This is a genomic window from Amycolatopsis roodepoortensis (assembly GCF_024628825.1).
In the GTDB taxonomy this organism is placed as follows: domain Bacteria; phylum Actinomycetota; class Actinomycetes; order Mycobacteriales; family Pseudonocardiaceae; genus Amycolatopsis; species Amycolatopsis roodepoortensis.
This window is the reverse complement of the sequence record NZ_CP102415.1, coordinates 6194258-6208405: the sequence shown is the minus strand read 5'-3', so window position 1 is coordinate 6208405 and position 14148 is coordinate 6194258. Positions and strand designations below refer to the sequence as shown.

14 protein-coding genes are annotated in these 14148 nt (G+C 68.0%); 9 read left to right on the top strand and 5 right to left on the bottom strand.

Translation table 11 applies throughout. The features are described from left to right. The first annotated feature begins 13 nt into the window (after window positions 1-13). Genes NQK81_RS29700 through NQK81_RS29685 form a run of 4 tightly spaced genes read left to right on the top strand, consistent with a single transcriptional unit; the run spans window position 14 to window position 3357 of the window. Window positions 14-757 (top strand): enoyl-CoA hydratase/isomerase family protein, encoded by a 744-nt coding sequence (locus NQK81_RS29700; protein WP_257484121.1) that lies wholly within the window; start codon window positions 14-16, stop codon window positions 755-757. After that, complete coding sequence (locus NQK81_RS29695; RefSeq protein WP_257484120.1) at window positions 754-2298, top strand: ATP-dependent acyl-CoA ligase; 1545 nt, start codon at window positions 754-756, stop codon at window positions 2296-2298. The genes NQK81_RS29700 and NQK81_RS29695 overlap by 4 nt, the downstream gene beginning before the upstream one ends. A gap of 35 nt (window positions 2299-2333) precedes the next feature. Next, a complete protein-coding gene (locus NQK81_RS29690) occupies window positions 2334-2969 on the top strand; it encodes a TetR/AcrR family transcriptional regulator (RefSeq protein WP_126730572.1) in 636 nt (211 codons plus the stop codon). A gap of 58 nt (window positions 2970-3027) precedes the next feature. Continuing rightward, a complete protein-coding gene (locus NQK81_RS29685; protein WP_126730571.1) occupies window positions 3028-3357 on the top strand; it encodes a hypothetical protein in 330 nt (109 codons plus the stop codon). 71 nt (window positions 3358-3428) lie between these two features. On the opposite strand, the gene NQK81_RS29680 is transcribed toward NQK81_RS29685, so the two are convergent. Beyond that, window positions 3429-4598 (bottom strand): acyl-CoA dehydrogenase family protein, encoded by a 1170-nt coding sequence (locus tag NQK81_RS29680; RefSeq protein WP_126730569.1) that lies wholly within the window; start codon window positions 4596-4598, stop codon window positions 3429-3431. 137 nt (window positions 4599-4735) lie between these two features. Here NQK81_RS29680 and NQK81_RS29675 point away from each other — a divergent pair, with 137 nt between their 5' ends. After that, complete coding sequence (locus NQK81_RS29675) at window positions 4736-6076, top strand: cation:dicarboxylate symporter family transporter (RefSeq protein ID WP_257484119.1); 1341 nt, start codon at window positions 4736-4738, stop codon at window positions 6074-6076. Next, window positions 6073-6762, top strand: a complete 690-nt coding sequence (locus tag NQK81_RS29670; RefSeq protein ID WP_257484118.1) for a 4'-phosphopantetheinyl transferase family protein — start codon at window positions 6073-6075, stop codon at window positions 6760-6762. Before NQK81_RS29675 ends, NQK81_RS29670 begins: the two co-directional genes overlap by 4 nt. On the opposite strand, the gene NQK81_RS29665 is transcribed toward NQK81_RS29670, so the two are convergent. Both NQK81_RS29665 and mihF read right to left on the bottom strand, forming a co-directional pair. Then, window positions 6759-7907, bottom strand: coding sequence for an isochorismate synthase (locus NQK81_RS29665; protein ID WP_257484117.1), 1149 nt, complete (start codon window positions 7905-7907; stop codon window positions 6759-6761). The genes NQK81_RS29670 and NQK81_RS29665 overlap by 4 nt on opposite strands. A gap of 107 nt (window positions 7908-8014) precedes the next feature. Continuing rightward, complete coding sequence (gene mihF / locus NQK81_RS29660) at window positions 8015-8326, bottom strand: integration host factor, actinobacterial type (protein WP_005155963.1); 312 nt, start codon at window positions 8324-8326, stop codon at window positions 8015-8017. A 451-nt stretch (window positions 8327-8777) separates the two neighbouring features. On the opposite strand from mihF, the gene NQK81_RS29655 reads away from it, so the two are divergent. Further along, window positions 8778-10415, top strand: a complete 1638-nt coding sequence (locus tag NQK81_RS29655; RefSeq protein ID WP_257484116.1) for a long-chain fatty acid--CoA ligase — start codon at window positions 8778-8780, stop codon at window positions 10413-10415. Between the two features lie 100 nt (window positions 10416-10515). Then, window positions 10516-11778 (top strand): ABC transporter substrate-binding protein, encoded by a 1263-nt coding sequence (locus NQK81_RS29650; protein ID WP_257484115.1) that lies wholly within the window; start codon window positions 10516-10518, stop codon window positions 11776-11778. On the opposite strand, the gene NQK81_RS29645 is transcribed toward NQK81_RS29650, so the two are convergent. Next, on the bottom strand, window positions 11747-12196 hold the full coding sequence (locus tag NQK81_RS29645; protein ID WP_257484114.1) for a hypothetical protein: 450 nt from the start codon (window positions 12194-12196) through the stop codon (window positions 11747-11749). The genes NQK81_RS29650 and NQK81_RS29645 overlap by 32 nt on opposite strands. A gap of 58 nt (window positions 12197-12254) precedes the next feature. Between NQK81_RS29645 and NQK81_RS29640 the strand changes: the two genes are divergently transcribed. Next, entirely contained in the window at window positions 12255-12854 is a 600-nt protein-coding gene (locus NQK81_RS29640; RefSeq protein ID WP_126730558.1) for a TetR/AcrR family transcriptional regulator C-terminal domain-containing protein, read from the top strand. Window positions 12855-13571: 717 nt separating this feature from the next. On the opposite strand, the gene NQK81_RS29635 is transcribed toward NQK81_RS29640, so the two are convergent. Next, window positions 13572-14006, bottom strand: coding sequence for a hypothetical protein (locus NQK81_RS29635; RefSeq protein ID WP_016337460.1), 435 nt, complete (start codon window positions 14004-14006; stop codon window positions 13572-13574). Window positions 14007-14148: the final 142 nt, after the last annotated feature.

Sequence of the window (14148 nt, the reverse complement as noted above, 5' to 3'; positions counted from 1 at the left end):
TAGGCTCGGCGTCATGAGCACCGTGGACTACGCACTCGACGACGGAATCGCGGTCATCTGGCTGAACCGCCCCGAACGGCTCAACGCGGTGGTCGCCGAACTGGTGGACGACCTGCTGGAGGCGCTCGACGCGGCCGCCAAGTCGGACGCGCGCGCCGTCGTGCTGGCCGGCCGGGGGCGGGCGTTCTGTGCCGGTCACGACCTCAAGGAACCCACCCCGCCGGGGGATTCACGCCCGCGGCTCGACCGGCTACAGGACGTGACTCGCCGCCTTCGCGGGCTGCGCCAGCCCGTCATCGCGGCGGTCCACGGCTACGCGATCGGCGCGGGCGCCGAGTTCGCGATGGGCTGCGACCTGATCCTCGCCGCCGAAGACGCGGTGTTCGCCTTCCCCGAGGTCTCCCTCGGCCTGAGCGTCACGGGCGCGGCGTCGCGGTTGCTGCCGCTGCTGGTCGGCCCGCTGAAGGCCAAGGAGCTCCTGCTGCTGGGCGAACGCGTGAGTGGCACCGAGGCGGCCCGGCTCGGCCTGGTCAACGCCGCCCTGCCCGTCGACGACCTGATGGACACCGCCCTCGACTGGGCGGCCAAGATCGCCGCGCATCCGGCGGCCGCGGCCACGATGGCCAAACGCGCCCTCGATTCCGGTATCGACAGCTCCCTCGACGCCGCGCTCGAACTCGAAGTCAGCCACGCGCTGATCACCGAGCACTCCGCCGAGGTCGCCGCCTCGGCCGAGGCCTTCCGGAGCCGGTCATGACCTCGCTCGCCGGAATCGACACCCTCCTCGGCCTGACCGCCAGGGCCGCCGCGCTCTGGCCGGACAGGACGGCGTGGATCTTCGACTCCACCGGGGAGAGCTTCACGTTCGCCGACGTCGACGCGCGCAGCACCGAGTTCGCCCGCGCGCTGCTGGAACTCGGCGTGGAACCGGGTGACCGGGTCGCGGTGATGCTGCGCAACCAGCCCGAGTTCCCGTTGCTGTGGCTGGCCTTGGCCAAGATCGGCGGGGTGCTGGTCCCGGTCAACACCGGATACCGCGAATTCGACGGCGCCCATGTGCTGCGGCATTCCGGTGCCAGGTTCGCCGTGGCCGCCGAGGAATTCCTGGAACTGCTGAACAAGATCGCGCCGGAGACCTCGCTGGAACACGTGCTCACGCCCGGCGAACTCACCGGCTCCGGTGCCGTGCCGGTCTTCGCGAGTGAAGCCGAGCGCCCGGTCAACATCCAGTACACCTCGGGAACGACGGGCGCGCCCAAGGGTTGCGTCCTGCCGAACCGGTATTGGACGACCCTCGCGATCGGCCTCGCCACGGACTATCCCTCGGTCGGCGCGGACGACGTCATCCTGACCGCGCAACCGTTCCACTACATCGATCCACAGTGGAACGTGGCGCTGGGGCTCGCCGGCGGCGCGACCCTGGTGGTGCTCGACCGCTTCCACCCGTCGACGTTCTGGGAGAAGATCCGCGAACACGGCGTCACCTGGTTCTACTGCCTCGGGCTGATGCCCACCCTCCTGCTGCGCCAGCCGGAAAGCGAGCTGGACAAGGCACATCAGGTCCGCGCGATCTGCGCTTCGGCCATCCCGCGCGACCTGCACGCCGCGCTCGAAGCACGGTGGGGCACGCCGTGGTACGAGGCCTTCGGTATGACCGAGACCGGCGGCGACATCCGGATGCACCCGGCGGATCACGAGGAGACCGTCGGCACCGGCTGCCTCGGCAGGCCGACACCCGCCCGCGAGGTGATGATCGCCGGCGAGGACGGGAAACCCCTGCCGCGCGGGGAAACCGGTGAGCTGCTGATCCGCGGCGTCGGCCTGATGCACGGCTACCACGACGATCCCGAAGCGACCAGGCGCGCGTTCGACGGCGGCTGGTTCCACACCGGCGACCTGGCCACAATGGACGGCGAAGGCCGCGTGTACTACGTGGGCCGCACGAAGGACATGATCCGCCGCAGCGGCGAGAACATCTCCGCGGACGAGGTCGAACGGGCGCTGCAACTGCATCCGGCGGTGAAGCTCGCCGCTGTCATCGCGGTGCCGGACGACATCCGCGGCGAGGAGGTCAAGGCGTACATCGTCCTCGACGAGAACGAGGGACACCGGTGCGAACCTGCCGAACTGGCGGAGTTCTGCTCGGCGAAACTGGCCTACTTCAAGGTTCCCCGATTCTGGGCCATCGTGACGGAACTGCCGATGACACCGTCGGAACGGGTCGCGAAGGGTGAGCTCAAGAAGGCGGGCGACCTCCGCGCCGGTTCCTGGGACAGGACCACCGAGGAATGGCTCTGAACATGGACCCTCGGCGGGAAAAAGAACCTCGGGTCGTGAACACCCGCGAGCGGGTGCGCCAGGCGGCGGTGAAACTGTTCGCCGCCAAGGGGTTCCACGGCACCGGCATCCGGGATCTGGCGCAGGAGGCGGAACTGTCGTCCGCCAGCCTGTACCACTACATGGGCACCAAAGAGGATCTGCTGGTCGCCATCATGAACGAGTCGCTGCGGCGCCTGCTCGACGCGGCCGAGCGGGCGACCGCCGGGCTCGCCGATCCCGTGTCACGGCTCGGCTCCCTGGTGGCGCTGCACGTACTCGCGCACGCCATCCAACCGGATGACACCCGCGTGGTGGACAACGAGGTCCACGCGCTCACCCCCGGCGCCCGGGCCGAGGTGGTGGGGCTGCGCGACGCCTACGAAAGGCTGTGGGCGGACGCCATCGAGGACGGTGTCAAAGCGGGTGTCTTCCACACCGACCAGCCTTCGGTCACCCGGCTGGCACTGGTGGAGATGTGCAGCGGCGTCGCGCGCTGGTATTCGCCCGCGGGGCCGCTCACCCTGGACCAGCTGGCCGCGCATTACGCGGAACTGGCGCTGCGGGCGCTCGCCTGTGAAGGCAGACTGGACGTCGCCGCGCTGCAAAACTGCCGTGAAGTGGTCTCGGGAGTGTGGCGAGTGCCCGTTTAGCGGCGACTCATACCCGGTACGCCTTGCTCAGACGGCTTCTCTGGGGGACGCTCAAAGGGTGACTGAGGAGCAAACGATCCAACTCGAACTGGACGACTCGGGTCTCTCGCCGGCGTTGCCGGTACCTTCGAACCCCCGTGATCAGGTGCAGGACGTCCCCTACCGCCCGGTGGGATTCCGGGACGACGACCTGCCGACGGCCCTCGAACGGTGCGCGACATGGCTACGCCAGGCTCAGGAGTGGCTCGGGGAACCGGTCGACGTGCTGGCCGTCCATCTCGACTACGACGACCGCAAGGGTTCGCCGTACTACGACGTGAAACTTCTCTGCAACGAGGAGGACCTGGCCGGGGTCCCGATCGCGATGCGGAACCAGAAGGAAGACTAGAGAAGTCCGTGAAGGCCTCCTTCCCTGCCTTGAGCGTAGGGAAGGAGGCCTTCACGGCATGTCCGGCAAGCTCAGCCCAAGGTGCCGCCGACCTTGACGTGCCCCTTGAGCAGGTTGCGCGCGATGGTCCGGCGCTGGATCTCGTCGGTGCCCTCGTAGATCCGCAGCAGCCGCAGTTCGCGGTACCACCGCTCGACCGGCAGTTCCCGCGTGTAGCCCATCCCGCCGTGGATCTGCAGGACCCGGTCGACGATCTCGTTCGCCTTCACGCCGCCGTACAGCTTCGCCATCGACTGCGCGTGCCGTGAGTCCAGCTTCTGGTCGACCTGCCAGGCGGCGTGCAGCACCAGCCAGCGCAGGGCCTCCAGTTCGGTGCCGGAATCCGCGATCATCCACTGGATGGCCTGGCGCTCGGCGATCTTCTGCCCGAACGTCTCCCGCGTGTTCGCGTGCTCGATGGCCATGGAGATCAGCCGCTCGCAGGAGCCGATCGCGCGGGCGGGCAGCAGGTAGCGGCCGGCGCCGATCCACTGCATGGCCAGGTCGAAACCGTGGCCGAGCTCGCCGAGGATCTGCGTCTCCGGCACGCGGACGTCCTCGAAGACCAGCGACGCCGGGCCCCATTCGCCCATGGTGTCGATGTATTCGGACTTCCAGCCGGCGTCGCGGTCGACGAGGAAACAGGTGACGCCGCCGTTCGCGCCCTTCTCCGGGTCGGTGATCGCGAAGACCATCACGAAGTCGGCTTCGTTGCCGCCGGTGATGAAGGTCTTCTCGCCGTTGATGACCCAGTCGGTGCCGTCCTTGCGGGCGGAGGTCCGGATGGCCTTCGCGTCCGAACCCGCGCCGGGTTCGGTGATCGCGAAGCACGACTTGCGTTCGCCGGAGATCGTCGGGAGCAGGTAGCGCTCCTTCTGCTCGTCGTTGGCGTAGTACAGGATGTTGTCCGCGCTGCCGCCGAAGCGGAACGGCACGAACGTGCGGCCGAGCTCGGCCTCCAGCAGCGCGGTCATCACCGCGGACAGGCCCATGCCGCCGTACTCCTCGGGCGTCTGCACCCCCCAGAAGCCGGATTCCTTGGCCTTCAGCTGCAGTTCGCGCAGCTCGTCGGCGGTCAGGCCGGGCTGACCGGCGCGTTCGCGGCGCAGCACCTCCTGCTCACGCGGCATGAGGTCGCGCTGGACGAACGTGCGGACCCAGTCGCGCACCTCGCGTTCCTCGACGCTCAGAGAGAAATCCATGGTCAGCCCGCTCCTGTTCGACAGTGACCTAGCGCTGACTAAGCGCTCGCTTAGTCCAGAGTACCGCTTCGGTTGTCGTTCGCCGAGGAGTTGTCATAAGTTTTCGCAACCTGTCCCCATCCCGTCGAAGGGCACCCATGAGCACGGAAGCACCCGCGACGAAGCGGGATCGCACCCATTACCTGTACATCGCCGTCATCGTGGCGGTGGCGCTCGGCATCGCGGTCGGCATCCTGTTCCCCGCCCTCGGCAAGGAACTGAAGCCGCTCGGGACCGGATTCGTGAACCTGATCAAGATGATGATCTCGCCGATCATCTTCTGCACGATCGCGCTCGGCGTCGGCTCGGTGGCGAAGGCGGCGAAGGTCGGCCGCGTGGGCGGGCTCGCGCTCGGCTACTTCCTGATCATGTCGACGGTCGCACTGGTCATCGGCCTGGTCGTCGGCAACATCCTCCAGCCCGGCACCGGGCTGCACCTGACGCCCGAGATCGCCGAAAAGGGACAGGACCAGATCGCCAAGAGCGAGGGCACCGTCGACTTCCTCCTCGGGATCATCCCGGAGACGCTGGTCTCGGCGTTCACCGAAGGCGAGGTGCTGCAGACGCTGCTGGTCGCGCTGCTCGCCGGGTTCGCGCTGCAGAAACTGGGCACGAAGGGCGAGCCGATCCGCCGCGGTATCGAGCACATCCAGCGGCTCGTGTTCCAGATCCTGGCGATGATCATGTGGGCGGCCCCGGTCGGCGCGTTCGGCGCGATCGCCGCCGTCGTCGGCGAGACCGGCTGGAAGGCGCTGCAGAGTCTCGCGGTGATCATGCTCGGCTTCTACATCACCTGCGCGTTGTTCGTGTTCGTGGTGCTCGGGCTGATCCTGGGCCTGCTCGCCAGGGTCAACATCTTCAAGCTGCTGCGCTACCTCGGCCGCGAGTTCCTGCTGATCCTGTCGACGTCGTCCTCGGAGTCGGCGCTGCCGCGGCTGATCGCGAAGATGGAGCACGCGGGCGTCTCGAAACCGGTCGTCGGCATCACCGTGCCGACGGGGTACTCGTTCAACCTCGACGGCACGGCGATCTACCTGACGATGGCGTCCATCTTCATCGCGGACGCGCTCGACAAACCGCTGAGCATCGGCGAGCAGATCTCCTTGCTGGTGTTCATGATCATCGCGTCGAAGGGCGCGGCCGGGGTCACCGGCGCGGGGCTGGCGACGCTGGCGGGCGGGCTGTCCTCGCACCGGCCGGAGCTGGTGGACGGCGTCGGGTTCATCGTCGGCATCGACCGGTTCATGTCCGAGGCCCGGGCGCTGACGAACTTCGCGGGCAACGCCGTCGCGACCGTGCTGATCGGCACCTGGACCAACGAGATCGACCGCGAGCAGCTGGACAGGACGCTGGACGGCCGATCGCCGTTCGACGAGGCGACGCTCCTCGACGAAAACGCGAGTGATGCCAGTGCCGGATCGGGTAGAAAGGAGACGTGATCGAATGCGCGGTCCGCTGGTCTGAGCCCCTGCCCGCCGAACCCCGGTTCCTGGCCCTGCTCGATGAGCTGGAGCAGGGCCGGTACGGAAACTACCGCCAGGACATCGACAAACGCCGGTTCCTGACCGGCCGCGTCCTGGCGAAGACGGTCGCCGCCGAGCGGCTCGGCATGGCCGTCGAGGACGTGGGCTTCGACGCGACCTGTGACGACTGCGGCAAACCGCACGGACGGCCAAGGGTCCCCGGCGCGCCGCTGATGCTGTCGATCTCGCATTCCGGCGACCTCATCGGTGTCGCGGCCACCGCGGGGGCGCCGGTCGGCCTCGACGTCGAGACGGCCACCAGGCGCGCCGAGGACTCGCTGATGGAGTACGCGCTGACCCCCGCCGAGCTGGCCGCGATCGCCGGGCTGTCCGACGACGAGCGCACGACGGCGTTCTTCACCTACTGGACGCGCAAGGAAGCGGTCATGAAGGCCACCGGGAAGGGCCTCAAGATCCCGCTGCAGAGCATCACGTTCTCCGGTTACGACGAGCAGGCGCGGCTGGTGCGGTCGACCCACGACGCCCTCGACCCGGCCCGGACCCGCCTCGCGGACCTGAAGGCGGCCGAGGGCTACCGGGCCGCCGTCGCGCTGATCACCTCGGACGACATCTCGGTCACCGAAACCTTCGCGACCCTCTAGATCTCCAGGCCCATCGCGGCCAGCAGGGTGCGGAACTTCGCCGAGGTCTCGTCGAGTTCGGTCCGGGGGTCGGAGGCGGGCACGATGCCGCCGCCGGCGTACAGCCGCATGGAGGTGTCGGCGATCTCCGCGCACCGGATCCCGACGGCCCATTCGCCGTCCCCGGCCGCGTCGACCCAGCCGACGGCGCCCGCGTAGTACTCGCGGTCGAACGGCTCCAGCTCCTGGACCAGCGACCGCGCGGCGTCGGTCGGCGTACCGCAGATCGCCGGCGTGGGGTGCAGGGCGGCGGCGAGGTCCAGCGCGGTGACGTCCTCGTCGATCAGCTCACCCGTGACGGTGGTCGAGAGATGCCAGATCGCCGGCGTCGAGACGAGTTCCGGGCCGCGGACGTCGAGCGTGCGGCAGAACGGCCGCAGGATCTCGACGACGGACTCGACCACGACGGCGTGCTCGACGTGGTCCTTTTCGGACGCCAGCAGCGCCTCACCATTCGCCTTGTCGATCGCCGGGTCTGCCGACCGGGGCATCGACCCGGCATGCGGGCGGGACACGACGGCGCCGCCGGTGCGGGAGAGCAGGAGTTCGGGAGTGGCGCCGACGAGCGTGCGCCCGCCGGGCAACTGCGCGGCGTACGTGGTGTGCCGGGGGTTGCCGTTCGCCAGGTTCCGGACCACCGCGGCGGCCGGGACGGCCTCGTCGAAGTCGAGATCGAGCGCGCGGGCCAGGACGACCTTGCGCAGGTCACGGTCGCTCAGCGCGGAGACGGCAGCGCGGACGGCGGCCAGATGCGCCTCGGGTTCGGGCACGGGGGTGACCTTGACCGGCTGCGGGAGCGCGGTGCGCGGCGGGACGGCCGCGTGGTCGGACGACGCGCGGTGGACCGCGCGCGGGAGCACCAGATGCCCGGGGGTCGACGTGGTGCCGCTGGTGTCGAAGGGCAGCACGCCGACCGCGATCGAAGCACCCGAGTCGGTGAACAGCCCGGGGAGCATCCCGGACAGCCGCGACGGCTCGGTGTCGGTCGCGGTGGCCACGACGCCGCTCGCGAGGAGCGCGTGCCGTGCCGTGGCCAGGAGGAAGTCGCCCCGCTCGTAGCGGGCGGCCAGGTCTGCCGGGGTCGCCGGTGCGGTACTGGTCGTCACCCCACCAGCGTCCCAGGCTCCGGCTGAGACCAGGGGAAAGTGTTGCCCGGGCAACAGCCTCTCAGGCAACACCTTCCCCCGGACAGCCCGTGACCTGGGCGGAAGCGTTACTTCAGCGCCTCGAGAAGGGCCTCGCGCTGCCGCTCGCCCAGGCCGGCGGCACGCCGGTCCGGGTCGATCCCGGCCTGCTCCAGCAGGGCGGCGACCTTGACCGCGCCCAGGCCGGGGACGGCCTTCAGCAGCTGCGTGACCTTCGTCTTGCCGATGGTCTTGTTCTCCTTGGCCTGCTTGAGCACCTTGTCGATGCTCTCCTTGCCGGACTTGATCGACGCAAGCAGCTCGGAGCGCGCTTTGCGAGCCTCAGCCGCCTTGGCGAGGGCATCGGCGCGCTGCTCCGGAGTCAACGTGGGCAGAGCCAACGTAGTAGTCCTTTCATCTCAGGTCTCCGCTTTCGCGGCCGACGGCCTTTAAACCATGCTTGCAAGAGCAAGCGCTGGCCAGCCGTCTCTGTACCACGGCTCCAGTAAACGCCACCCGTTCCTCGGCCGTGAAACCGACACGCACTTATTACCCCTCGACCACGCCGCGGGCAACCCGCCCCAGCCTGCGGAAACACCTCGTCCGGGGCGCGTTTTGCCGAAGTTCATCACCCTTATGAGCGATGTCATCACTTCGCACAGTCAGCCATTTTTCGTTTCATGGCGCGGAAAATACGAATTATTGATGATCTTGCCGCGAACCGGCGGCCACCCGTTAGCGCGACACTGTGACCGAACGGTTGCCTGCGATGTTACTGACCGGTTCACCCCTCCCGGATTAGAGTCGGCGCAACCCCAGTTCACCGGAGAACGAGCACCACGGGAGTACGCGATGTTGAGCACGATGCAGGACGGGCAGCTGTCACTGGGCAGGCTCCTCCGCCACGGCACCAAGGTGCACTCCGAGAGCGAAGTCATCACCTGGACCGGTTCAGAAGCCCGCCGCGAGACCTTCGGCGAACTCGGCAAGCACGCCGCTCGCCTGGCCAACGCCCTCCGGAGCCTCGGTATCACCGGAGACCAGCGCGTCGGCACCTTCATGTGGAACAACGCCGAGCACATGGCCGCGTACCTGGCAATCCCGGCCATGGGCGCGGTGCTGCACACGCTGAACATCCGGCTGTTCCCGGAGCAGCTGGTCTTCGTCGCCAACCACGCCGAGGACCAGGTCGTCATCGTCGACGGCACGCTGGTCCCGCTGCTGGCCAAGCAGCTGCCCGAGCTGAAGACCGTGCGGCACGTCATCGTGGCCAACGGCGACGCGTCCTCCCTTCCCGCCCCGGACGGCGTCCAGGTGCACTCCTACGCCGAGCTGCTGTCCGGCCAGCCGGACACCTTCGACTGGCCAGAGGTGGACGAGCGCTCGGCCGCCGCGATGTGTTACACCTCGGGCACAACGGGTGATCCGAAGGGCGTCGCGTACTCCCACCGGTCGATCTGGCTGCACTCCATGCAGGTCACGATGTCCGACAGCATGCGGCTGGCCCAGCACGACAAGGCCCTCGCGATCGTCCCGATGTTCCACGCGATGGCGTGGGGCATGCCGTACGCGGCGATGATGGTCGGCGCTTCGCTGCTCATGCCGGACCGCTTCCTCCAGCCCGCGCCCATCGCCCAGATGCTCGCGGCCGAGAAGCCGACCTTCGCCGGCGCCGTCCCGACGATCTGGCAGGGCCTGCTCTCCCACCTCGACGCGAACCCGCAGGACATCTCGCATCTGCGCGAGGTCGTCGTCGGTGGATCGGCGGCGCCGCCGTCGCTGATGCACGCCTTCGAGGACCGCTACGACGTGCCGATCCTGCACGCCTGGGGCATGACCGAGACCTCGCCGCTGGGCAGCGTCGCGCGTCCGCCCGCCGCCGCGACCGGCGAGAAGGCGTGGGAGTACCGCTACACCCAGGGCCGGTTCCCGGCGTCCGTCAGCGCCAGGCTGATCGGCGACAACGGCGAGGAACTGCCGTGGGACAACGAAAGCGTCGGCGAGCTCGAGGTGCAGGGCCCGTGGATCGCGGCGTCGTACTACAGCGGCACGACCGGCGAGGAGCCCGACCCGGAGAAGTTCCACGACGGCTGGCTGCGCACCGGCGACGTCGGGAAGATCAGCCCGGACGGCTATCTCACGCTGACCGACCGCGCGAAGGACGTCATCAAGTCCGGCGGCGAGTGGATCTCGTCGGTGGATCTGGAGAACCAGGTGATGGCGCATCCCGCGGTGGCCGAGGCGGCCGTGGTCGGCATCCCCGACGAGAAGTGGGACGAGCGCCCGCTGGTGGCCGTCGTGCTCAAGGAGGGCCAGAACGCCACGGCCGAGGAACTGCGCGAGTTCTTGTCGGACAAGGTCGCGAAGTGGCAGCTGCCGGAGAATTGGACCTTTGTGGACGAAGTCCCGAAGACCAGTGTCGGCAAGTTCGACAAGAAGCGGCTGCGCGCGTTCCACTCCGAAGGCAAACTCGACATCAGTCAGCTCTAACGGGTTAATCTCCCGCGCGCCTGCCCTTCCGTGAAGGCCATCTTGAGGGACGCTGGTCCCTGAAGATGGCCTTCACTGCGTTCGGCGAAGGGTTTTGTTGGTGCGTAAGACAAACAGGCGGACGTTCCTGGCGCTGGCGGGGACGACCCTGCTCTCCGCCTGCGGGTCCAACACCGTCCAAACGGGAAACCCGCCCCCTTCGACGGCCTACTCCGCCGGGGTGACCAGGCCGAAACCGAAACCGGTCGACCTCGCGCAGTGGTACCACCCCTATCCCGAAGCGGGCGTCCAAGAAGCCGTCACGCGCTATGCGGCGGCGTACCAGAAGTCCAAGGTCGCGGTGCAGTGGAATCCGGACGACTACGAGACGAAACTGAACGCCGCACTGCAGGCGGGCCCGGTCCCGGACGTCTTCGAAGGCCAGGTCACCGTCGACCGCGTCCGGCAGAACCTTCTCGTCCCGCTGGACGATGTCGTCGGACCCGTACGCGGGGATTTCAACCCCTCGGTGGTGGCGGCGCAGACGGTCGACGGCAAGATCTACGGGATCCCGCAGGCACTCGACACCCAGGTCCTCTTCTACCGCAAGAGTTTCCTCCAGGAGGCCGGTGTCCAGCCGCCGCAGACGCTGGACGAACTCGTCGACGCCGCGAAGAAACTCTCCAAGGACGGCGTCAAAGGACTGTTCGCCGGCGACGACGCGGGCGCGGCGGCGCTCGCCGGGCCGCTGCTGTGGTCGGCCGGGCTCGACTACGTCAAGGACGGCAAATCCGCGGGCTTCGACGATCCGCGTGCCGCCACGGCGTTCGCGAAACTCCACGAGCTCAACGGTTCACTGCTGCTCGGCGCTTCGACGGATTGGGCGGATCCGCTCCCGTTCATCGACGGGCTCACCGCCATGCAGTGGACCTGGCTGTGGAACCTGCCGAAGATCCAGGACACGGTGAAGGACGACTTCGGCATTCTGCCGTTCCCCCGGCTCGACGCGGCGGGCACGCCGTCCGTCCCGGTCAGCGGGCTGAGCGCGATGGTGCACGCCAAGAGCCTGAACCCCAACGCCGCCAAGGACTTCGTCAAATGGCTGTGGCTGGAGCGCGTCGACTTCCAGCAGGAGTTCGCCACCAGGTTCGGGTTCCACCTGCCCGCGCGGCTGAGCGTGCTCGGCAAGGTCGCCGCGGCGGCCGACGCCGCGAAGCTGGTCAAGGAGAACGGCCGCGCCGCCGGTCCACTGTGGACGCCGACGGCGAACACGGCGCTCGTCGACGCACTGGGCCGGATCGCCCGCGACGGGGCCGATCCGGCCGCCGAGACCAAGGCCGCCGTCGAGGCCGTCAAGGCTGAACTGGGGCGCCTTTCCGCCTGAGCGACCGCACATAAGCGGTGATCAGCACGATCGACAGGATCACCGCGCCACCGTCGGTGACCAGCGACGGCAACACGCCCGGCCAGCCGTGTTCGGCGATCGCCGCCCGGTGCACCTCGAACGGCACGACGTACACGCCGAAGGCCTGGGCGACGTTGACCGCGAGCACCGGCCAGAACAGCCGGCGCCATCCGAACCACACCAGCAGCCCCAAGGCGTTGCCGACGATGAAGACGTTCCCCACCAGCCGCAACGCACTCAGATACGTCGGCGCGCCGGCGATGTCCGCGCCCTTGAGCCGCATGCTCGCCTCGATCAGGCCGAGATCGATGATCACGTAGTTCTGCAGCGTCGTGCCGAGCACGAAGACGATCGAGCACAGCACCGTGACCAGGCGGATCTTCGGTGTCCAGAGCATCACTTCCCCCGTTCTCTATCAGTGATAGAGATGAATCTATCACTGATAGAGTCCGCGGGTGGCTCGCAAAGGCTCGCTCGACCTCGCCAAGATCACCGAGGCGGCCGTCGAACTGCTCGACGACGCCGGCCTCCCGGAGCTGACGACCCGACGGCTGGCGGCGAAACTCGGCGTCAGCTCACCGACGCTGTACTGGCACGTGAAGGACAAGGCGGAACTGCTGGATCTCGTCGCCGAAGCGATCTGTGCCGACGCCTTCGAGATCGATCGATCGCTGCCGTGGCGCGATCAGCTCGCGAGCGGGCTCCGCCAGTTCCGCGCTCTGCTGCTGCGACACCGGGACGCGGCCGCGCTGCTGCGCGAGCGGCCGCCGACCGGGCCGCACCGGCTGGGCCATATCGAGACGACCGCGCGGATCCTGCTGGAGGCGGGTTTCTCCGAAGAGGACACCGCGGGGATTTCGCGACTGCTCACGGCGCATGTCCTGGCGTCGGTCGAAACGCTCCCCGCGCGGAAGCCGGACGAAGGGTTCCTCGCCCGGCTTGAGGCGTATCCGCATGTCGGCAGACTGGGTCCGGCTTTCGCGGCGCAGAGCGGCGAAGAGCTATTCGAGCTGGGTGTCGAGGTGATCCTCGACGGGCTCGCGGCCCGGCTGTAGTGGGTCGCGATCCGGGTTGACTCGCGTGATTGGATGCCGTACTTGATGTTCCGCCTCTGATCACGCGAGTTCCGTCCTTGATCACGCGAGTTGCGGCTTCGATCACGCAAGTGCGGTGCCACGTCACCAACGCGCCCGAAGCACCAGCGCCGAACTCGGCCCGCAAATCTCGTGAGTGGCGTTTCGGGCTAGGGCGAAGGGTGTCTTAAGTACCTACTGGATTTGGCTGTGGCCGATCACGGGTCGGTCCATGAAGGCCTCCTTGCCTACCCTGAAGGTAGCGAAGGAGGCCTTCACTACCTTCAGAGATCGCCACCAGCAGCTCACCTGCACCAGCAACCACAGCAATCACCACGACGGCGCGTGAAGGCCCCCATCACTCGGCTGAGCCGAGTAATGGGGGCCTTCACACCTTCCCCAAGTACATGAAGGACCCCTTCCTTGCGCCTGGCGCAAGGAAGGGGTCCTTCATGTACTTCAAGGTGCCCAACCCGGTGGACCGACGCCTCAAGGAAACCCGGCTCCAGTCGTCAGCCACAGGCGAAGGGACTTTTCTCGCGACGCAAGAGGGCGGTGTTCGACTCCTCCCCCAGGACGGCGACTGTGTGGATTTTGGGGCGTTGGATGACCCGAAACCCACACAGTCGCGCGCGACCGGTCCGGTCACGACAGACGCGCCTTACTCTCGCTAACGCTCCAGACGCTTGCGACCCGGCCCTAGTCCCCCGAGACACCCCAGATCGCCAGCTCGACGGCGACGTCGTTCTCGTACAGCAGCGCGCAGTTCGCGCTCCAGCGCGGGCGGCGCTCGTACGGCAGCCGCCCCGCCTTGTCGAGTTCGTCGAAGTCGGCGACGGACGGCTCCTCGGTGCCGAAGGCGGCCACGAGCTCGGCGTCGGTCAGGGGCCGGATCGTGCCGAAGTCGTCCTCGCCCGTGGCGCTGATGAACTCGTGGACGTCGAGCACGGAATGCGTCCCGGACTCCTGGACGCTCTCCACCTCGTACAGCTCGTCGATCGAGTCCGGGCGGCCGAGTTCGTCCTCCTCCCAGAGGTAGTCGCCCTCCTCGAAGACACGCGCCTTCATCGCGTCCAGCGCCGCTTCCGGATCGCCGTCGAACCGGCCGCGGACCGACCAAGCCGAAGCACCCACCTGGCCACCTCCCACGCTCGCCAAGCGGCCAGCGTAACCAGCCCGCTTGGCTTCTTTGGTATTCCGCCAAACGTGACAAATTTTCGCATTACCCTTTTCTGGCGTTCACCTCACGGCTAACGTCTTCCGGCATCGTCCTTCC